The organism is Pseudomonas sp. I8001 (assembly GCF_013385345.1).
GTDB lineage: Bacteria > Pseudomonadota > Gammaproteobacteria > Pseudomonadales > Pseudomonadaceae > Aquipseudomonas.
This window is the reverse complement of record NZ_JACAQC010000038.1, coordinates 59,882-80,242: the sequence shown is the minus strand read 5'-3', so window position 1 is coordinate 80,242 and position 20,361 is coordinate 59,882. Positions and strand designations below refer to the sequence as shown.

Below are 20,361 nucleotides of genomic sequence, written 5' to 3'. Positions count from 1 at the left end.
ATGAAGCAACACCTATTGAATATTGGACGGCTTGCGTCCCCCGCATCACTCTGCGGTGAAGTACATACGCAGGGCCCATAACAATAAAAGGCGCAACCATGACCGTGCTATTGAGTGAGCGCAGCCAGATTTTCGACCGTGCAGATGCCTATGCCGTGTCCGACTACGTCAACCAGCATGTCGGCAGCCACTGCATCCGCCTGCCGCCCAAGGGCCGCCCGCAGGCAAGCATCAGCCACCGGACCTTTTCCAGCCTGGACCTGTGCCGCATCAGCTACGGCGCGCCGGTGCGGGTGACCTCGGTGGCGCTGGAAACCATCTACCACCTGCAGATCCTGCTGCACGGCCACTGCCGCTCGAGCTCCCGTGGCGAAGAACAGGTGTTGGGCCCCGGCGAAGTGCTGCTGATCAACCCGGATGACCCGGTAGACCTGACCTATTCCGCCGACTGCGAAAAATTCATCGTCAAGGTGCCCGTGCGCCTGCTGGAAAACGCCTGCCTTGAGCAGCACTGGACGTTGCCGCAGCCGGGCATCCGTTTTGCGGCGCCGCGCCACGCACTTGCCGAAATGGGTGGGTTCCTGCAATTGTTGGGGCTGATCTGCCATGAGGCCGAAAACGCCGCCGAACCCGAAGTGCAGGGCCTGTACGAGCGCATTGTGGCGAACAAGCTGTTGGCGCTGCTGGCCAGCAACGTCCTGCGGGTGATTCCGCGACCGGATCAGGGTGGGGGCTTTGAAGCCGTGCGTCAGTTCATCGAGGAGCACCTGGCCGACGACATCAGCGTCGAACAACTGATGGCCATCGCCAGGGTCAGCGAGCGTTCGTTGTATACCTTGTTTGAACGCCAGGTCGGCCTGTCACCCCGTGACTACATGCGCCAGCGCAAGCTGGAGCGGGTGCACGCCATGCTGCAACTGGCCACGGCGCGCAGCGTGACGGAGGTGGCGCTGGATCATGGGTTTGTGCATTTGGGGCGGTTTTCCGAGGCCTATCGCAAACGCTTTGGCGAGCTGCCTTCGCAAACCTGGAAGCGCCGGCTCGCGCCAGGCGGATAACGAATTGCAGTCAGCGGATATTGAGGGGTAGGGCAAGCACATAAGGTGGGGGGGCCTGATACAAGAACAACCGAGGGCCTACCCCATGATCAGCACATTCGACCGACTCGCCCGACAATTGCGCGACTCCGTCCAGGAAGATCCCGCCACCGGGGTGTTCCGCTGCCGCCGCGACATCTTCACCGACCCCGACCTGTTTGCCCTGGAAATGAAGCATATTTTCGAAGGCGGTTGGGTCTACCTGGCGCACGAAAGCCAGGTGCCGGAGATCAACGACTACTTCACCACCTGGATCGGCCGCCAGCCCGTGGTCATCACCCGCGACAAACACGGCACGCTGCACGGCCTGGTCAACGCCTGCGCCCACCGTGGCGCGATGCTCTGCCGCCGTAAGCAAGGCAACAAAGGCTCGTTTACCTGCCCTTTCCACGGCTGGACCTTCAGCAACGCCGGCAAGCTGCTCAAAGTGAAGGACGCCAAGACCGGCGCCTACCCCGACAGCTTCGACTGTGACGGCTCCCACGACTTGAAACGCCTTGGCCGCTTTGAAAGCTATCGCGGCTTCCTGTTCGGCAGCCTCAGCGAGACGGTGCCGGAGCTGAGCGACTACCTGGGCGAGACCCGGGTGATCATCGACCAGATGGTCGACCAGGCACCACTGGGCCTGGAGGTGCTGCGGGGCAGCTCGTCGTATGTGTATGACGGCAACTGGAAGCTGCAGATCGAAAACGGCGCCGACGGTTATCACGTCAGCTCCGTGCACTGGAACTACTCGGCGACCATGGGCCGGCGCAATTACGAAGCCGAAGGCACGCGCACCGTGGATGCCAATGGCTGGTCGAAAAGCCTGGGCGGCGTGTACGCCTACGAGCATGGCCATATCCTGCTGTGGACGCGCCTGCTCAACCCCGAAGTGCGTCCGGTGCATGCCCATCGCGAGGCGCTGGCCGAGCGCCTGGGCCAGGAACGCGCCGATTTTATCGTCGACCAAACCCGCAACCTGTGCCTCTACCCGAATGTGTACCTGATGGACCAGTTCTCCACGCAGATCCGCGTGGTACGGCCAATCGCGGTCGACAAGACCGAAGTCACGATCTATTGCATGGCGCCCAAGGGCGAAAGTGCCGAGGAACGCACCACGCGCATCCGCCAGTACGAAGATTTCTTCAACGTCAGCGGCATGGGTACACCGGACGATCTGGAAGAGTTCCGCGCCTGCCAGACCGGCTACCAGGGTGCGACCACCTTGTGGAATGACCTCAGCCGCGGCGCCAAACAGTGGGTCGAAGGCCCTGACGAAAACGCCCGGGCCATGGGCATGAATCCGCAGCTCAGTGGCGTCAAGACCGAGGACGAAGGCCTGTTCGTGCGCCAGCACGCCCACTGGGCCCAGAGCCTGCAACGCGCTATCGAACGGGAGCAGCAAGGCTTGATCGCGACGGACAAGGAGGTGCTGGCATGAGTGCTTCCCGTGACCGCCTGCTGGACTTTCTGTACCGCGAAGCCCGCCTGCTGGATGACCGCCAGTGGGATGAGTGGCTCGAATGCTATTCACCCAAGGTCGAGTACTGGATGCCGGCCTGGGACGACCACGACACGCTGACCGAAGACCCCCAGAGAGAAATCTCGCTGATCTATTACCCCAGCCGCGACGGCCTGGAAGACCGGGTGTTCCGGATCAAGACCGAGCGCTCCAGCGCCAGCACCCCGGAGCCGCGCACCGCGCACCTGATCACCAACCTCGAAGTGCTGGCCGACGACGGGCAGCACGTGGAGTTGCGTTTCAACTGGCAAACCCTCAGCCATCGCTACAAGACCACGGATACGTACTTCGGTACCTCGTTCTATCGCCTCGACATCCGCGCCGAACAGCCGCTGATCACGCGCAAGAAGGTGGTGCTGAAAAACGACTACATCCATCAGGTCATCGATATCTACCACATCTGAGGACACGCCCATGACGTACTCCATTGCCCTGAACTTCGAGGACGGGGTAACCCGTTTCATCGACTGCAAGGTGGGTGAAAAGGTCCTCGACGCGGCCTTTCGCCAACGTATCAACCTGCCCATGGACTGCTCCGACGGTGTGTGCGGCACCTGCAAATGCCGCTGTGAAACCGGCGCCTATGATTTGGGCGACGACTACATCGAAGACGCTCTGAGCGAGGATGAAGCCGCTGAGCGCCAGGTGCTCACCTGCCAGATGGTGCCGCAGTCGGACTGCGTGATTGCCGTGCCGGTGCCGTCCGTTGCCTGCAAGACCGGCACCGCGCAATTTGCCGCGACGGTGGCGAGTATTACCCGGCATGCCGATGCAGCGTTGGAAGTCAGCTTCGAACTGGATCAGGCGCCGGTGTTCCTGCCGGGGCAATACGTGAATATCGGCGTGCCCGACAGTGGGCAGACCCGCGCGTACTCCTTCAGCAGTCGCCCCGGCGACAAACGCGCGAGCTTCCTGATCAAGCATGTGCCCGGCGGGTTGATGAGTGGCTGGCTGGAGCGTGCCCAGCCGGGCGACGCGGTGCCGATGACCGGGCCGCTGGGCAGTTTCTACCTGCGCGAAGTGGCGCGGCCACTGCTGTTGCTGGCAGGTGGTACGGGGCTTGCGCCGTTCCTGTCGATGCTTGAAGTGTTGGCCGAGCGCGAGGAAACCCGGCCGGTCACGCTGATCTACGGCGTGACGCGGGACCAGGACCTGGTGATGGTCGAGGCGCTGGAGGCGTTCGCCCAACGCCTGCCCAACTTCGGTTTTGTCACCTGCGTGGCCGACCCCCAGACCGCGCACCCCCGGCAGGGGTATGTCACCCAGCACATGGCCGCTGACGTGCTGAACGATGGCGACGTGGATGTGTACCTGTGCGGGCCGCCACCGATGGTCGACGCGGTACGCCAGCACTTCAAGAACCAGGGCGTCATCCCCGCCAGCTTCCACTACGAGAAGTTCACCCCCAACGCCATCGTCACCGGCGACGCCGCCTGAGGAATCCCCCATGACTCCACGTTTCAACACCCAGGTTGCGCTGGTGACCGGCGCCGCCCAGGGCATCGGTCGGCGGGTTGCCGAGCGTTTGCTGGAAGAGGGCGCCTGGCTGGTGGCCGTCGATCGCTCGGAACTCGTGCATGAATTGCAGCATGAGCGGGCGCTGATCCTCACCGCCGACCTGGAGCAGCATGCCGAATGTGCCCGTGTGATGGCCGCTGCCAAGGCGCGGTTCGGGCGTATCGACATCCTTGTCAACAACGTCGGCGGGACTATCTGGGCCAAGCCCTTCGAGCACTACGCCGAGAACGAAATCGAAGCCGAGGTGCGCCGCTCGCTGTTCCCGACCCTGTGGTGCTGCCATTGCGTGTTGCCCTACATGCTGGAGCAGGGCAGCGGTGCCATCGTCAATGTCTCGTCCGTGGCCACGCGCGGAGTGAACCGTGTGCCGTATGGCGCGGCCAAGGGCGGCGTCAACGCCTTGACCGCGTGCCTGGCCCTGGAGACCGCCGGCAGCGGCATTCGGGTCAACGGCACCGCACCCGGTGGCACCGAGGCGCCACCGCGGCGGATCCCGCGCAACAGCCAGCCCCAGAGCGACCAGGAGCTCGTCTGGTACCAGCAGATCGTCGACCAGACCCTCGACAGCAGCCCGATGAAGCGCTACGGCAGCATCGACGAACAAGCCGGCGCGATTCTGTTTCTGGCCTCTGATGAGGCCTCCTACATCACGGGCGTCACCTTGCCGGTAGGAGGCGGCGACCTCGGCTGACCCAGCGCCGTACCTGCAGACACTGACTCACAACAACAATAATGAGAGCACTGCCATGCGTACCCATGACGTCAATTCGATTATCGATAATGCCCATTTCAATCGTTTCCACTGGCTGGTGGTCAGCCTGTGTGCTGTGCTGTTGATCTTTGACGGTTATGACTTGTTCATCTACGGCGTGGTCTTGCCGTCGATCATGAAGGAATGGGGACTATCGCCCCTGCAGGCCGGCGCTCTGGGCAGTTATGCGCTGTTCGGGATGATGTTCGGCGCGCTGGTCTTCGGCAGCCTGGCCGACAAGTTCGGTCGCCGCAAAGGCATCGCCATCTGCTTTGCCTTGTTCAGCGTCGCCACGGTGATTAACGGTTTTGCCAGCAACCCGACTGAGTTCGGAATCTGCCGGTTTATTGCCGGGCTCGGCTGTGGCGGCCTGATGCCCAATGCGGCCGCACTGATTACCGAATACGCACCGAAGAAAATGCGCAGCATCCTGATGGCGGTGATGTTTGGCGGGTACTCGCTGGGCGGCATGCTGTCGGCCGGCGTGGGGATTTTCATGCTGCCGCGTTTTGGCTGGTCGTCCATGTTCTTCGCCGCGGCGATCCCGCTGCTGCTGATGCCGTTGATTGTGTACTGGCTGCCTGAGTCCATCGGGTTCCTGATTCGCCAGGGCCGCAAGGAACAGGCGCGTGAGCTGCTCAAGCGCCTGTCGCCGCAGACCCGGATCGACCCGCAAGACCAACTGCTCGTCAGCGCCGGTAAAGGCAAGGGCGCTTCGGTGCTGGAGTTGTTCCGACACGGCCTGGCCTTGAGGACGGCGGCGATCTGGGTCGCGTTTTTCTGCTGCCTGTTGATGGTCTACGCCCTGAGTTCCTGGCTGCCCAAACTGATGGCGGGTGCCGGTTACAGCCTGGGATCGAGCCTGTCGTTCCTGCTGGCGCTGAATTTTGGCGGCATCGCCGGGGCGCTTGTCGGTGGCTGGCTGTGTGACCGGCTTAACCTGGTGAAGGTGGTGATCGGTTTCTTTATCGCCGCGCTGCTCTCCATCAGCCTGCTGGGTATCAAGAGCCCGATGCCGGTCCTGTACCTGCTGATCTTTTTTGCCGGCGCCACCACCATCGGCACGCAAATCCTGCTGTACGCCGGCGCCGCACAACTCTATGGCTTGAACATTCGAGCCACCGGCCTGGGCTGGGCTTCCGGTATCGGTCGTACCGGCGCCATCGTCGGCCCGCTGCTGGGCGGCGCGCTGATGGGGATTGAACTGCCGCTGCACCTGAACTTCATGGCCTTTGCCATCCCCGGGGCCATCGCCGTGCTGGCAATGACGGCGTATGCGCTGAATGAACGTCGGGGCCGGCAGGAGGTGATCGCCGCCCCGGCGCAGTAACTGTCGATAACAATAACTAAGAGCAACGACATGAACATACAACGTATCTGGCTATCCCTGTTGGGCGTGCCCCTTGCGGCGACGGCGGCCGAGGGCGGGTTTTTCGAGGACTCCACCGCCACCTTGCAGGCGCGCAACTATTACTTCAGCCGCGATTTCTCGGACATCGTCGGCGCCAACAAGCAATCAAAGGCAGAGGAGTGGGGCCAGGGTTTTATCCTGACCTATAAATCCGGCTACACGCCGGGGCCCATGGGCTTTGGCCTGGATGCCCTGGGCACCCTCGGCCTCAAGCTCGACAGCAGCCCGGACCGCACCAATACCGGCCTGCTCCCGGTCAAGGGCGACGGCAGCGCCCCGAATGATTACAGCCGTTTGGGCCTGACCTTCAAGGCCAGGTTTTCCAGGACCGAATTGAAGGTCGGCGAACTGCAACCGAACCTGCCAGTGCTGGCCTTCAGCGATATCCGCTTGCTGCCGCCGAGCTATCAGGGCGTGAGTGTCAGCTCCGGCGAAATCGCCGGCCTTGCGCTGCAGGCCGGGCACTTGACCACCACCAGCCTGCGCAACGAAGCCGGCGACGAGAAAATGATCGCCATGCTCGGCCATGTGCCGCAACGCGGCGCTGAAGGTGATGGGTTCAACTACGTCGGCGGCGACTACGCCTTCAACACCAACCGCACCAGCGTCAGCTACTGGCATGGCCAACTCAAGGACATCTACCGCCAGGACTTTGTCGGCCTCAAGCACAGCCAGCCAATGGGCGAGTGGACGCTCGGCGCCAACCTCGGCTACTACGATGCCCGGGAAGACGGCGACAAACTGCTCGGCAAGATCGACAACCAGGCGTTTTTCTCGCTGCTGTCGGCCAAGCATGGCGGCCATATCTTCTACGTCGGTTATCAAGCCATGTATGGCGACAGTGCCTTCCCGCGGGTCTTCGCCAACATCACGCCGCTGGGCAACGAAGTACCCACCTACGAGTTTGCCTACACCGACGAGCGCTCCTGGCAAGTGCGGTACGACTATGACTTCGTGGCGCTGGGCATTCCGGGGCTGACCACCACCGTGCGTTATATCACCGGCAACAACGTGACCACCGGCGCGGGTTATGAAGGCAAGGATCGCGAGCGCGACCTGGATATCGGCTATGTGGTGCAAAGCGGCACATTGAGCGGCCTGGGCATTCGGGTGCGCAATGTCATGGCCCGTTCAAACTACCGCAGCGACATCGACGAGAACCGGCTGATCCTCAGTTACACCTGGAAGCTGCTTTAAACCCCGCCCTGGCACGTGCCCATGACCTGGTAGTGGACGGTATGGCTGGCGCCCTGGCTGTCGATATACACCATGGTCGCCGGTTCTACCTGGCAGCTGCCCGGCACGGGCGTGATTGAAACAACGTGTTGGATATCCAGCGCTTCATTGCTGCCGGCCGCCATGGCGCCGGCGGCGGTGAAAAACAGGAGCAGGCTGAGCCATTTGATATTCATGATGAGTTCCTCTGTGAGTAGGGTTCATTTTAGTGATTGCCGCAGCGGGATAAAGACAGGAACAGGTGAATGACTCGTACGTATCACGTAGCAATCGAGGGGCAATGTTGATGGATTTGCTCAATGGCATGCAGGTGTTTGCCCGGGTTGTCGACACTGGCAGCTTTGCCGCAGCGGCCGAGGCGCTGGACCTGTCCGGGGCACACGTATCACGGTTGATCTGCGAGCTGGAAAAACACCTGCAGACCCGCCTGTTGCAACGCACCACCCGGCGCCTGGGCCTTACCGATTCGGGCGAGCGCTTTCTGTTGCGCTGTCGCGACATTCTTGAAGACGTCAGGGAAGCCTCGGCAGAAGCCAGCGGCGCGCACCTTAACCCGCGCGGGCGATTGCGGGTGCATTGCATGAGCGGGTTGGGGGTGCTGATCACGCCGCTGATTGCCCGCTACATCGAGCAATACCCGGACGTGTCCATCGAGTTGACCCTGTCCCAGCACAACCCGGACCCGCTTGAAGAGGGTCACGACGTGGTGATCTCCATCGCCCATTCGTTGCCGGATTCGGCGCTGGTCAGTCAGACGATCGGGCAGTTGTTCAGTGTGCCCTGTGCGGCACCGGGGTATCTGGCCCGGTACGGCGTGCCCGAGCATCCGCAGCAGTTGATGCAGCATCGACGGTTGCATCTGCAGGATTTCCAGGAGGATGCGTGGTTGTTCAAGGGGCAAGAGGGCGAGATTGCGATTTCGCCGGGTGACACCTTCAGGACCAATGTCGCGGATGCGATGGTCAAGGCGACGCAGGAAGGAATGGGCATCAGCTTGTTGCCGTTCTTCAGCGCCAACCCGGCGCTGCGCGAGGGCTCGCTGGTGCGGCTGTTGCCCGGATATCGGCTACGGGAGCGGAGCATTTTCGCGGTGTATCCATCAAGGCGCTTTCTGGATGCCAAGGTGCGGACGTGGGTCGGGTTTTTGCAGGCGCGATTGCCGGGGTTGTTGGCGGAGCAGTTGGCAGTGATTGAGGCACCTTGAGGCTAGCGCGTTGCCGTACGGCGAATGTAGCGCGCCGGCGACGAGCCCAGTGTCTTGCGAAACATGCTGATGAACGAACTGACCGACTCGTACCCCAGCGCCTCGGCGGTCCGTTGCACCGATTCGCCCTCGGCCAGGCTCTGCAAGGCCACGATGATTTGCCATTGCTTGCGCCATTGGCCAAATGTCAGGCCGGTCTCACTCTTGACCAGCCGCGCCAGGGACCGCTCGCTCATGGCGACCTGGCGTGCCCACTGGGCCATGGTGCAACGGTTTGACGGGTCCTGGGCCAGGCCGCGGGCGATGAAGCGCAACTGCGTAGCAGCGGGGAGCGGCAGGTACAACTGCTCCGAAGGAGCCAGTTCCAGTTGTTCAAGGAGCACGCTCGCCACGCGCGAATTGGCAGAGGCAGGCGGATAATCCTGGGGCTGGGCGCTCAGGTGCAGGATCAACGCCAGGACCAGCGGCGAAAGCACCAGCGTGCAGCATTTCTCCGGTAGCGCGGCGGCGCCGGGCTCGACAAACAGATAGCCGATCCTGCCGTTGGCGGTCACCCGGTTGCTGTGGGCGATACCGCCCGGAATCCACACGCCGAAGCCCGACGGCACCATCCACACGCCATCCTCTACGGTACACACGATACCGCCGTGATACGCCACCACCAGTTGGCCTTTGCGGTGGCTGTGCACGGGGAATTCGGTGTCGTTGCGCTGGCTGCCGAGCATCAACGCGACGGCGGGCTGATCAAAACTGTCCAGTTCGAATTGATCAACGCCCTGGAGCTTCATCTCGCCCATGTTGCACCGCCTCGATTGTCTGAAATTGATTATATCCTGGCAGCATACTCAATATCGGCACGACCTTGCAGTCCCTACCATCTTCATCAAGGCGATCAAGGTGATTGCCGACTGCGAGATTCAACCGATGCTCAGCGAAATCACGATTGCCCACCTCTACATTCCTCCGTTCTTGCTCTACGTCGGCGTTGCAGCCCTGGTGTACGGGCTACTGGAGCGGGCCCTGCGGCGCTGGCTGGATTGGGCCTGGCACCCCAGCCTGGCGCGTTTCTTTGTGTCGCTGATCGTGCTCTCGACCTTGGTTCTGAGCTTTTGAGGGCAGCGCGATGATCATCAAACACATCCTCAAGACCCTCGTCACCCTGGTGCTCGGGCTGGCCGCATTGCTGTTCTGCACGCAACTGTGGCGTGCCTATGAGTTGGCCCCCTGGACGCGGGACGGGCGTGTCAGCGCGCAAGTCATCCGTATCGCCCCCGAGGTGTCCGGCCAGGTCGAACACCTGCTGGTGGGCGACAACCAATGGGTCGCCAAGGGCGCGTTGCTGTACCAGATCGATCGCAGCAGCTACTTGCTTGCCCAGCAACAGCGCACGGCCGAGCTTGCCGAGGCGCGCAGTGTTTTCGAGCAGCGCAGTGCACAGCTCAAACGCCGCAACCAGCTCGGCGATGCGATTGCGCGGGAGGAAACCGACAACGCAGCCCGGGACCTGGCGGTGGCCAGGGCGCGCCTGGATGCGGCCCGCAGCCAACTGGCCCATGCGCGGCTGGATCTGGACCGCACGACGATTCGTTCGCCGGTCGACGGCTATGTGACCCAGTTGCGGCTGCAGCCGGGTGACTACGCGGCAGCGGGCGAGACCAATATCTTTGTGGTCGATAGCCATAGCTTCTGGGTCACCGGTTACTTCGAGGAGACCAAGCTGGCCGGTGTTCGGGTGGGGGCTGCGACGTCCATCAAGCTGATGGGTTTTTCACCGCTGCTCGAAGGGCATGTGGCGAGCATTGGTCGGGGCATTGCCGACGGTAACGAGCTGCGCAGTAACAGTGGTTTGCCCCAGGTGGCGCCTACGTTCAGCTGGATACGCCTGGCCCAGCGCGTGCCCGTGCGGATTGAACTGGACAAGGTGCCGCCCGGTGTGGAGCTGGCGGCGGGGATGACCGCCAGCATCGAGGTTGCCGAGGAGGGCACGGCGCCGCGCTGGAGGCTGGTGCAATGGCTTCAGGAGTTCATGTAATGGTCCGTGCACTGCGCATGCTGGGGGCATGGGAAGCTGCTACCTCGGGCTATGTGCTGCGTAGTCTTTTGGCGGCCTCATTGGCCCTGTGGCTGGGGTTCCAATTACACTTGGATTCGCCGTTCTCGGCCGCCTCAACCGTGTTGTTGCTGATCCATCCGCTGCAGGGGGCAGTGGTTGGCAAGGGCTTCCACCGGGCACTGGGCACCCTGGTGGGGTTGGCTGTGGCATTGGTCCTGACCAGCCTGTTCGCCCAGCAAATGCTGCTGTTTATCCTCGGGATCGGGGTATGGCTGGGCCTTTGTGTCGGCGCCATGACCGTGCTTCGGCACTACCAGGCCACGGCGGCGGTGGTCGCCGGCTACACCGTTTGCCTGGCCCTGGGGCCCGCCATCGTCGCGCCGCAGCAAGGTTTCGAACATATCGTCGGGCGGGGCACGGCCGTTGTTCTGGGGGTGTTGAGCCTGAGCCTGGTGGCCACATTATTCAGCCGCAAGACCGTCGAGCGCACACTGACCATGGCACTTCGCGACGTCTCGTCGCGCACCCTGCGGTTATTGGCCGTGCGGTTTGACGGCGGGCCGGCGCGTGCGCAGGACCCGCTGGCCATCGATATCAGCAAAGTGGACGACCTTCTCGGGATTGGTCGGGGCGAGTCGGTGCTGATCCGCGCCAGGCTGGCGACCCTGCAGGCAGGACTTGCGTATCTGCATGCCGTGGTGCTCGACGAATGCGCGATACCTTCGCACGCTGGAATCGGCGCACAGTTGCGCCAGCTGGCTGAAGCCATGCCCGGGTTTTGCGTGGCGGCCGATCGTGTCCGGGAGCTGCAAGCCAGCCTTGAACCAGGCGCGAGCCAGCGGCGTCTGAATGAACCATTGGCCGAACTGGCCAGCGCCTTGTCGAGTTTTGCCTGCCTTGAGCGCGCGCCCCTGCCGCCGGCCCGCGCCGTGGGGTTTCACCGACACTACGGCGCTGCACTGCGTAACGGTGTGCGAGCGTTGCTGGCCACGCTGGCGACCGGTGCTGTCTGGTACCTCACCGGCTGGGACCAGGGGCCAACCTTGCTGGCCGTACTGGGTCCGTTCTGCACCTTGCTGGCCACCAGCGCGGCGCCCGAGCAAGGCATTGCGAGCCTTGCCAGGGGAACCTTCTACGCAATCCTGGCAGCGGCGGGGTGCAAGTTCCTGCTGTTGCCGCACATCAGCGGGTTCGGGTTGCTCACGGTGGTGCTGGTTGCGTTCTGGGCGGTCGGGATTCATGCCACGACCCGGCCGCGCCATGCCCTGCAAGGCGTCGCCTACCTGATTACGTTCAACACCCTGGTCGGCACCGCCGGGACCGCCCAATACGACTTCGCTGACTTCGTGAATCAAGCCCTGGCCTGGATGGTGACGCTTGCTATCTGCCTGCTGGCCTTCCAGTTGCTGCCGGGGAAACCCGCCAGCCACGCCGACGTCCTGAGGACCGCGCTGCGCAAAGACACGCGCCGGTTACTGCGTCGCTGGCACCGCATGGATCTTCTGAAGTGGCAGGCCACGCAACAGCACCGGATGGTTGCCCTGCAAGCGCTGTCGGGCGCCGATGAGGCCGGTGCCGTCTCGCTTCAACTGGGTCGACAGTTAAGGTTGCTGCACCGCAAGACACGCGACCTGAAGCCTGATTCATCAATCGCCAGGTGTTTGCAAGCGGGCGATCGGCGTATTGCCAGATATGCCTTCGATTCAGCGATCAGCGCGGCCCAGGCCCGGCGTACGTCGAGATCACTGTTCCGCCTTGGTGCCCTCGACCTGGCTGCTTGTTACCGGGATTTGGCGGGGTTGCTCGACCAATACCAGCGTGCCGATATCCGAACCAGTTTCAGCTACAACAACGAAGGTGAGATGAAATGAAGCAACTCCTTATCTGGACGCTTTTCGGGATGATCGTGTCTGTGCCAATGGCGGTGCAGGCATCGGACGGGGCTGAGGCGCTGGCCCGCTGGCAACAGCAATTCAAACAAGAGCAAAAAAAGCTCGCCGAGCACCGGGCGCCTGGCCGTGATTCAAGGCCCAAGGCCGATCGCCAGCGATGAGCCGGTTCCCGGGGAATTGCAATCTATTCGGAGCGAAGTGACGAGTTCGGTGTGATGCCCGGCGGTGCTGTTGCTTTATAGGCTGTCCGGGTCGCCAAAGAACATCTGAATCCGCGACCTTAACCACCGTTCCCCCGGATCATTGTCCTGGGACCCACGCCACGCCATGTGCAATTCAAATGTGCGCACCGGCAGTGGCGGCTCCTCAGCCCGCAAGCCACCCGCTGAAGTCAACGCTTCAGCGGCATAGTCCGGCACGGTCGCGACAATATCGGTGCCCGCCAGCAACGTCCCCAGCCCATTGAACTGCGGCACAGCCAGCACGACATGGCGCTTGCGGCCCAGTTTTTCCAGTTCTTCATCCAGAAACCCGCTCAAATCCCCGGCAAACGACACCAGAGCATGGGGCCGGGCGCAGAAGTCATCCAGGCTCATGGAGCCCGGCATGCTGTCGGCTCGCAACAGCATCGGCTTGCTGCGGCGCAGGACTTTGCGTTTGGCGTTGGCCGGCAAATCGGTGGTGTAGCTCACGCCGATGGAGATTTCGCCGGAGGCCAGCAGGCCGGGCATCAGGATGTAGTTGACGCGGCGCACTACCAGCACGATGCCGGGGGCTTCGGCCCGCAGGCGCTTGAGCAGCAGCGGCAGCAGGGCGAATTCGACGTCGTCCGACAGGCCGATGCGGAATACCGCGGTGCTGGTGGCCGGGTCGAATTCGGAGGCGCGGCTGACGGCCGTGGAAATCGAGTCCAGGGCCGGGGAGAGCAGGGCGAAGATTTCTACCGCACGGGCCGAGGGCTCCATGCTGCGTCCGGTACGCACGAACAACGGGTCGTCGAACAGGCCGCGCAGGCGTGACAGGGCTGCGCTGATGGCCGGCTGGCCAAGGAACAGTTTCTCGGCAGCGCGGGTCACACTGCGCTCATGCATCAAGGTTTCGAATACGATCAACAGGTTGAGGTCGACACGACGCAGGTCGTTACGGTTCATCTTGTGTCCCAGGCGGCGTCAGTAAACTTGACGGGAGCGGTCATATAAGAACAATGACCGGCATGAATCTTACGGGGAAAGGCTGGTACTCTGCACCGGCTAATTCAGTTTTCCTACATGGCTTGGCACCTTTTCCGTATGTGCGGAATCAATGACAGGCATGTCGACTATTAACGGCGACCGGTGGTCTTGCCCCGAAAGCCCAGATAGAGTTCATGGCAATAGAGGTTACTTTGACGAGGTTTGCGATGTCCCGCACGATCCGTTTTCACAAGTTTGGTCCGGCCGAGGTGCTCAAATGCGAAGAGCATGCAGCCGCTAAGCCCGCACCGGGCGAAGTGCAGGTGCGCGTCGAGGCGATTGGCATCAGCTGGTACGACATTCTGTGGCGCCAGAACCTGGCGTCGTCCCATGCCCGCTTGCCTTCCGGCCTTGGCCATGAAATGGCCGGCGTGGTTGTGGCCGTTGGCGAGGGTGTCGACGACCTGGCGGTGGGTGACAAGGTCGCCAGCTTCCCGGCCGAGAGCCCGAATGACTACCCGGTGTACGGCGAACAGATCGTCCTGCCGCGCTCGGCCCTGACCCGCTACCCGGATGTCCTGAGCCCGATCGAAGCCAGCGTGCACTACACGCCGTTGCTGATTGCCTACTTTGCGTACATGGACCTGGCGCGGGTCAAACCCGGGCAATTCGCCCTGGTAACGGACGCCAGCCACTGTGCCGGCCCATCGTTTGTGCAGCTGGGCAAAGCCCTGGGGGTGCGGGTGATTGCCGCCACCAAGACCAGTGATGAGCGCGAATACCTGCTGTCCCTCGGGGCCGAGAAGGTCATCGTCACCGAAGAGCAGGACCTGCTGATGCAAGTCAACAAGTTCACCGACAACCGCGGCGTAGACGTGGTGTTCGATGGCTTGGGTGGCCCGCAGATGTCGTTGCTGGGTGATGTGCTGGCGCCGCGTGGCAGCCTGGTGCTGTACGGCCTGCAAGGTGGCAACCAGACGCCATTCCCGGCCTGTGCGGCGTTCCAGAAGAACATTCAGTTCTTTGTGCACTGCATCGGCAACTTCACCGGCAAACCGGAACTGGGCATCATCCAGGACCAGGTGGCCTTGCAGCGAGCCTTGCGTGACATCAACCAACTGACCGCCGACAAGGTGCTGGTACCGCTGAAAACCACGGTATTTCCTTTCAGCCAGTTCGTTGAAGCGCACCGCTATATGGACGAATGTCCGTGTCGTGAACGGGTTGCCTTGCAGGTAGAAACTGTTTGATCTGTGGGAATATTCTCAAGCGAGTATTCCTGCCCCCGGGCGCATGGGGCAAATGCGCCATTTGACAGGACTTAACCTGCCCACCGCTTGAATCGGGATTTCAGCACTTCAGCCCGATAAACCAGATGTATGCCCCTGACGCCGCCCTGAATCCCAGCGCGGCGTTGTCGTGTCTGCACACTCGATACCCCATGCAAGCCCCCATCTGAACCGGTTTTAGCCGGCGTTCTGTATCTGTTAATCATTATTCAAGTGCCGATAATTGCCCCGTCACTTTTATCTCAAGGATTGAGCAATGATTGAATATATGAAATCACCCCGTACATCCGTCAAGCCCAATAATGTTTCCCATGGCTGTTTTGCCGGAACATCAATATTGAAGTGGGTTATGTCGGATGCTTCTCTAGTTTGTAAGTTAAAGCAGCGTAGGAAGTTGTCAGAGCGTTCCTAAGACTTTCGGTTTGGGCTGCGTGCCCCTTGGCATGGCGCCTTTTCGGGACTGGAAGCCCCCAAAGGCAGGCTTGGCAGGTAGGGCCCGGTGCTAATCTCCATTTAATGTCACATGTTGTAACGCCCCTACAGAAACAACAGGTCAGGCAAATGCCGTCAACGATTGCCCGAAACTGATATTTCAACTCAGGTAGTAGAACTATGAGCGCTATTCACGAACAAGCCATGAACTATGTCTATCAACAAGTATTGCAACGCTTGATAGGGCATTTCTCTCGAACAGAACGTACCTCGCTCCAGTTATTGATTCAACGAATCGTGGTAGCGGCAGGCGGCATGGAGCGGATCGGTGAATACAAGGTGCTGGTCGCTCACGGCGCAGGCGCCGGCAGCAGCTATGTCCTGGCGTTGTTGCGGGCAGCCCAGCTGACGCTTGCAGGCCGGGCGCCGCGGACGTTTCAACTGCGGGTCGCGACCTTGCGCCATGCCGGCATGTCGCAAAATGCCCTGGACACGCTGCATCGCGGCTACAGCGCGCTGTTCCTGCATGACGATGCGCGTGTCGAATTGCTGATGGTCGAGAATCAGGAAGTCTTGCCGTTCAACCACCTGCGGCCGGCCTCCAGTGCGGCGCGCGATACCAGCCGGCGCAATATGCTGATGGTGGGGCACCTGACTTCGGGAGATCTTCGCCAAACCCTGTGCAACGACGCCTACCTGGCCCTCGGTGACTTTTACCAGCGCGTCACCACCTGCAATGGCGGCGTGCACGCGCTGGTCAGTGGTGACTCCGCGCGCAAGCAGCGGGAGTACCTGGCGTGGCTGAAGAAGGCTGCGCTGGCGAGCGGTGCAGAGGTCCCGCCGCGCCAGCCTCTGGTGCTCAGCGGACTGTTCGCGCGCATGGATGAGTGGAGCAACGCCTATTACTGCGACCTTTACGGCGAGCGTTACGCCGTCGCCGATAAGTCCGACACGGACAACCATCGCCACTTGGCCTATATCGGCGCTGCCGACCTTAAGGACGCGGCCGAATACTCCTCCGGGCCGCTGTTGCGTCAGTTCATGGGCTATGAACCGGACGAGTTTGGCTTTCATTTCAGCCACGCGAGCTATGCGAACCCGTTGCTGATGGCCCATCTGCGGGGCTTGCAGGCCGAGTGCCTGCGGGAACTGGATTACGAGGAGGGCGCACAGGGCTTCATGCAGCAGGCCGCGCTGTTCATGCGGCGCAAGCAGATTCCCGAACACCTGATTGCCCAGGCAGCGACCCAGGATGGCCGAGCGCTGGCGGCCGACTACGCCCAGGCGATGTTCCGATTGGATGAAAGCCAACTGAACTGCCTGATGTTTTCGCCGTTTATCCGTCACGGCGAGCGTCTCGAAAGCTTTTTGCGCCAATGCCACCCCGGCATGCTGGTGGCGCTCCCCGAGCTGCACAAGGCGCTGCAAGGTAAGCCGGTGGCCGAGATGCTGGTGCAATGGGCCATCGACATCAGCGGGTTGCCGATCGACCTGCTGCAACATCTCTATCGCAAGCGGCCAGCCACCGGCGTGCCGGGCATGGCCGAGACGCCACAGCAAGATGCTCCCGCCCTGGCAGCCTACCAACTGGCGGGGCGTTAAGCGGGTGGCGGCGGGTGACCAGCGATGAACCTCAGGGACGACCGGCAAACCGACTTCGCCTACCAGGCGGTGTATCGCTACATGATCAACCTCATCGGCGAGGTGGGCACGGATGCCCGGGTAAAACTGCCATCATTGCGGCAGCTGGCGGAGCGCCTGAATGTGTCGATTTCGACCATTCAATACGCTTATTCGTTGCTCGAGAAGGAGGGCCGGGTGTACTCGGTGCCCAAGTCGGGCTACTACGCCTGGCCGGTGTTGAATAAACCGCCAGGCAGCAGCGGTGGCGACCTGCTGGAGCGCCTCTATGCCAGTGCGCGACGTCCGGGAATGCGCGTGCTCAGCGCCGATGAGCCGGCACTTGCGGCGTCACTGGACGCAGCGCTGTTGCTGCTCGAGCGCGAACTGTTGCGGCATTACCCGCATCATCTGCAGCCATGGTCGCAGCCCTGTGGCGTGTGGGAACTGCGGGCGACGCTCGCGGCGCGCTATACCTCGTCGCCGACCCGTTGCTGGCAGGCGGACGAGGTATACATCGGCGCCGACTTGCGCGGGGTACTGGAAATCCTGATCGAGGTGCTGGGTCTCAAGGGCGCTGCGATCATCGTCGAATCCCCGTGTGACTGGCTGATCCTGCGGTTGTTGCAGGGGGCAGGCGTGAGGGTTCTCGAATTGCCATTCACGGCGGACGACGGCCTGGACCTGGCGTTGTTCGAGCAATTGCTCAGCACCGAGCCGGTGCAGCTGGCGTTGCTGTCATCCGGTGTCAGCCTGCCGTCCGGCGTAGTCCTGTCCACCCATGACCGCCTGCAGCTAGTGCGATTGCTGGACCAGCATGGCTGTTGGTTGTTAGAAAATGACAGCCATGGTGACCTCGGCTTCGGGCAGCCAATCACCGCGTTACGGGACCTGGCCAATCCCGAGCGGCTGATGGTGTTTTCCACGTTCGAGAAGATGCTCGGGCCGGAAGCGCCGTTTGGCTATTTGCTGTCGCGCCACCTCAGCGGCGAGCTGCAGCGCCAGTTCCTGTTGCGCGCATTCCGGTTGTCCTCTATCCGCCAGCGCGCGATTGCGCGGCTCTATCAAAGCGGGCGCATCGACCAGCATCTGCGGGAGTTGCGACCGCAACTCAAAGAGCAGGCCCGGCTCATGGGCCTGCGGCTGGACACGCATCTGGGCAACCAGGTGAGCTACCGAATGCCCGCCGCTGGCGCGACCTTCTGGTTGCGCTCAGAGGCCCCGGTGGATATGCGCCAGGTGTTCCAGCGCCTGCTCACCCGGCAGGTGGTGATTGCGCCGGGGGAGTTGTTCAGCCTCAGTGGCCTGCACTGCCAGCATCTGCGGCTGAGCCATGCCGTTGACGGCGCCCATAACCTGGAGAACGCCCTGGATGAACTGGCTCTGGCGCTCAGGCAGGCACAGACCGGCGCTGAATGAAATTTCGCTGATTGCTGTAGGATTTATAACGTCGCGGAGCAGTCCAAGTCCCAGTAAACTGCACTTTTTTCCGAATCCTTCTCTTTCCGAGGTTTATGCATGACTCTCAGTCCTTTTGCGGGCAAGCCGGCACCAGCTCAATTGCTGGTAGACATCCCGCGACTGGTAACGGCCTATTACACCGGCCAGCCTGATGCAGCGATCTCCACCCAGCGCGTCGCCTTTGGTACCTCCGGGCACCGCGGCAGCTCGTTCGACCTCAGCTTCAATGAATGGCACGTGCTTGCCATCAGCCAGGCCATTTGCCTGTACCGTGAAGCCCAGGGCATCAACGGCCCGCTGTTTGTCGGCCTCGACACCCACGCGTTGTCCACCCCGGCCGGCGCCAGTGCGCTGGAAGTGCTGGCCGCCAATGGCGTGCACGTGATGCTCGCCGAAGGCGATGAGTACACCCCGACACCGGCGATTTCCCACGCCATCATTTGCTACAACCGCGGCCGCACCAGTGGTTTGGCCGACGGCATCGTGATCACGCCGTCCCACAACCCGCCACAAAGCGGCGGCTACAAGTACAACCCGCCCAACGGCGGCCCGGCCGACACCCACATCACCAAGTGGATCGAAGCCAAGGCTAACGAACTGCTGGCCAATAAGCTGGCCGGGGTCAAGCGCATCACCCATGCCCAGGCGCTGAAGGCCGACACCACTCATCGCCACGACTACCTCAACACCTACGTGGCCGACCTGGTCAACGTCATCGACTTCGATGCCATCCGCAACGCTGGCTTGCGCCTGGGCGTCGATCCGCTGGGCGGAGCAGGGGTGCGCTACTGGTCGGCCATCGCCGAGCATCACCGCCTGAACCTCGACGTGGTGAACACCGAAGTGGATTCGACCTTCCGCTTCATGAGCGTCGACTGGGACGGCCAGATCCGCATGGACCCGTCCTCCAGCTACGCCATGCAGGGGTTGATCGGCCTCAAGGACCGTTATGACGTGGCATTCGCCTGCGACCCGGACCACGACCGCCATGGCATCGTGACGCCGTCCGGTGGCTTGCTGGCGCCGAACAACTACTTGGCCGTGTCCATCGACTACCTGTTCCAGAACCGCCCCGAATGGCGCGCTGATGCTGCGGTGGGCAAGACCGTGGTCAGCAGCGGCTTGATTGATCGCGTGGCCAAGCGCATTGGCCGTCGCCTGTACGAAGTGCCGGTGGGCTTCAAGTGGTTTGCCGATGGCCTGTTTGACGGTTCGCTGGGTTTTGGTGGCGAAGAAAGTGCCGGCGCCTCGTTCCTGCGCAAGGACGGCAGCGTGTGGAGCACTGACAAGGACGGTTTGATCCCGGCGCTGCTGGCGGCGGAAATGACCTCGCGCAAAGGCCAGGACCCAAGCCAGATTTATCGCGGGCTGACCGATGCACTGGGCGAGCCGTTCGCCATTCGGGTGGATGCCAAGGCGACTCCGGCGCAGAAGGCCTTGTTGGGCAAGCTGTCGCCAGACCAGGTGACGTCCACGCAGTTGGCGGGGGAAAGCATCCAGCAGATCCTCAGCCACGCGCCGGGCAATGACCAGGCGATCGGCGGGCTGAAAGTCATGACTGAAAACGGCTGGTTCGCCGCACGGCCATCGGGCACCGAGGACATCTACAAGATCTACGCAGAGAGCTTTATCGGCGAAGATCACCTCAAGCAACTGGTGGAAGAGGCCCAGGTGTTGGTGGACGGGGCGATCTCGGCTAACTGATACCAAAGTGACTGATT

The 20,361-nt window shown here is 62.1% G+C and carries 19 protein-coding genes; 16 read left to right on the top strand and 3 right to left on the bottom strand.

The window, feature by feature from the left end; translation table 11 throughout:
• Positions 1–98: 98 nt before the first annotated feature.
• The 7 genes from HX839_RS24525 to HX839_RS24495 all read left to right on the top strand — a co-directional run bounded on the left by HX839_RS24525 (position 99) and on the right by HX839_RS24495 (position 7,478).
• Positions 99–1,058, top strand: a complete 960-nt coding sequence (locus HX839_RS24525; RefSeq protein ID WP_008433834.1) for an AraC family transcriptional regulator — start codon at positions 99–101, stop codon at positions 1,056–1,058.
• An 85-nt stretch (positions 1,059–1,143) separates the two neighbouring features.
• Positions 1,144–2,520, top strand: coding sequence for a Rieske 2Fe-2S domain-containing protein (locus HX839_RS24520; RefSeq protein WP_177067824.1), 1,377 nt, complete (start codon positions 1,144–1,146; stop codon positions 2,518–2,520).
• Positions 2,517–3,005 carry a benzoate 1,2-dioxygenase small subunit gene (gene benB / locus HX839_RS24515; RefSeq protein WP_102604627.1) on the top strand — a complete coding sequence of 163 codons (489 nt, stop codon included), beginning with the start codon at positions 2,517–2,519 and terminating at the stop codon, positions 3,003–3,005. The genes HX839_RS24520 and benB overlap by 4 nt, the downstream gene beginning before the upstream one ends.
• A gap of 10 nt (positions 3,006–3,015) precedes the next feature.
• Positions 3,016–4,038: a benzoate 1,2-dioxygenase electron transfer component BenC gene (benC, locus tag HX839_RS24510; RefSeq protein WP_177067823.1), complete on the top strand. Its 1,023-nt coding sequence runs from the start codon at positions 3,016–3,018 to the stop codon at positions 4,036–4,038.
• 10 nt (positions 4,039–4,048) lie between these two features.
• Positions 4,049–4,810 (top strand): 1,6-dihydroxycyclohexa-2,4-diene-1-carboxylate dehydrogenase, encoded by a 762-nt coding sequence (locus HX839_RS24505; protein ID WP_177067822.1) that lies wholly within the window; start codon positions 4,049–4,051, stop codon positions 4,808–4,810.
• Between the two features lie 55 nt (positions 4,811–4,865).
• A complete protein-coding gene (locus HX839_RS24500) occupies positions 4,866–6,200 on the top strand; it encodes an MFS transporter (protein ID WP_008433830.1) in 1,335 nt (444 codons plus the stop codon).
• Between the two features lie 30 nt (positions 6,201–6,230).
• Positions 6,231–7,478, top strand: a complete 1,248-nt coding sequence (locus HX839_RS24495) for an OprD family porin (protein WP_177067821.1) — start codon at positions 6,231–6,233, stop codon at positions 7,476–7,478.
• On the opposite strand, the gene HX839_RS24490 is transcribed toward HX839_RS24495, so the two are convergent.
• Positions 7,475–7,693 (bottom strand): DUF2790 domain-containing protein, encoded by a 219-nt coding sequence (locus tag HX839_RS24490; protein ID WP_177067820.1) that lies wholly within the window; start codon positions 7,691–7,693, stop codon positions 7,475–7,477. The genes HX839_RS24495 and HX839_RS24490 overlap by 4 nt on opposite strands.
• A gap of 110 nt (positions 7,694–7,803) precedes the next feature.
• Between HX839_RS24490 and HX839_RS24485 the strand changes: the two genes are divergently transcribed.
• A complete protein-coding gene (locus tag HX839_RS24485; protein ID WP_177067819.1) occupies positions 7,804–8,721 on the top strand; it encodes a LysR family transcriptional regulator in 918 nt (305 codons plus the stop codon).
• A 2-nt stretch (positions 8,722–8,723) separates the two neighbouring features.
• On the opposite strand, the gene HX839_RS24480 is transcribed toward HX839_RS24485, so the two are convergent.
• Positions 8,724–9,518, bottom strand: coding sequence for a helix-turn-helix domain-containing protein (locus HX839_RS24480; protein WP_003217152.1), 795 nt, complete (start codon positions 9,516–9,518; stop codon positions 8,724–8,726).
• Positions 9,519–9,645: 127 nt separating this feature from the next.
• On the opposite strand from HX839_RS24480, the gene HX839_RS31920 reads away from it, so the two are divergent.
• The 4 genes from HX839_RS31920 to HX839_RS24460 are packed head-to-tail and all read left to right on the top strand — an operon-like array spanning position 9,646 to position 12,827.
• A complete protein-coding gene (locus tag HX839_RS31920) occupies positions 9,646–9,834 on the top strand; it encodes a DUF1656 domain-containing protein (protein ID WP_032899212.1) in 189 nt (62 codons plus the stop codon).
• Positions 9,835–9,844: 10 nt separating this feature from the next.
• The gene (locus tag HX839_RS24470; RefSeq protein WP_177067818.1) at positions 9,845–10,753 is read left to right on the top strand and encodes an HlyD family secretion protein; all 909 of its coding nucleotides are present in this window, start codon (positions 9,845–9,847) and stop codon (positions 10,751–10,753) included.
• Positions 10,753–12,645, top strand: coding sequence for an FUSC family protein (locus HX839_RS24465; RefSeq protein ID WP_177067817.1), 1,893 nt, complete (start codon positions 10,753–10,755; stop codon positions 12,643–12,645). The genes HX839_RS24470 and HX839_RS24465 overlap by 1 nt, the downstream gene beginning before the upstream one ends.
• The gene (locus HX839_RS24460) at positions 12,642–12,827 is read left to right on the top strand and encodes a hypothetical protein (protein ID WP_003217145.1); all 186 of its coding nucleotides are present in this window, start codon (positions 12,642–12,644) and stop codon (positions 12,825–12,827) included. Before HX839_RS24465 ends, HX839_RS24460 begins: the two co-directional genes overlap by 4 nt.
• 75 nt (positions 12,828–12,902) lie before the next feature.
• Here HX839_RS24460 and HX839_RS24455 read toward each other — a convergent pair whose 3' ends face one another.
• Entirely contained in the window at positions 12,903–13,817 is a 915-nt protein-coding gene (locus tag HX839_RS24455; RefSeq protein WP_003217142.1) for a LysR family transcriptional regulator, read from the bottom strand.
• A gap of 248 nt (positions 13,818–14,065) precedes the next feature.
• Between HX839_RS24455 and HX839_RS24450 the strand changes: the two genes are divergently transcribed.
• From HX839_RS24450 to pgm, 4 genes are all read left to right on the top strand, one after another.
• On the top strand, positions 14,066–15,088 hold the full coding sequence (locus HX839_RS24450) for a zinc-dependent alcohol dehydrogenase family protein (RefSeq protein ID WP_003217140.1): 1,023 nt from the start codon (positions 14,066–14,068) through the stop codon (positions 15,086–15,088).
• 651 nt (positions 15,089–15,739) lie between these two features.
• Entirely contained in the window at positions 15,740–17,161 is a 1,422-nt protein-coding gene (locus HX839_RS24445) for a hypothetical protein (protein WP_177067816.1), read from the top strand.
• Positions 17,162–17,185: 24 nt separating this feature from the next.
• On the top strand, positions 17,186–18,598 hold the full coding sequence (locus HX839_RS24440) for a PLP-dependent aminotransferase family protein (protein ID WP_177067815.1): 1,413 nt from the start codon (positions 17,186–17,188) through the stop codon (positions 18,596–18,598).
• Between the two features lie 99 nt (positions 18,599–18,697).
• Positions 18,698–20,344, top strand: coding sequence for a phosphoglucomutase (alpha-D-glucose-1,6-bisphosphate-dependent) (gene pgm / locus HX839_RS24435; RefSeq protein ID WP_087694418.1), 1,647 nt, complete (start codon positions 18,698–18,700; stop codon positions 20,342–20,344).
• Positions 20,345–20,361 lie beyond the last annotated feature (17 nt).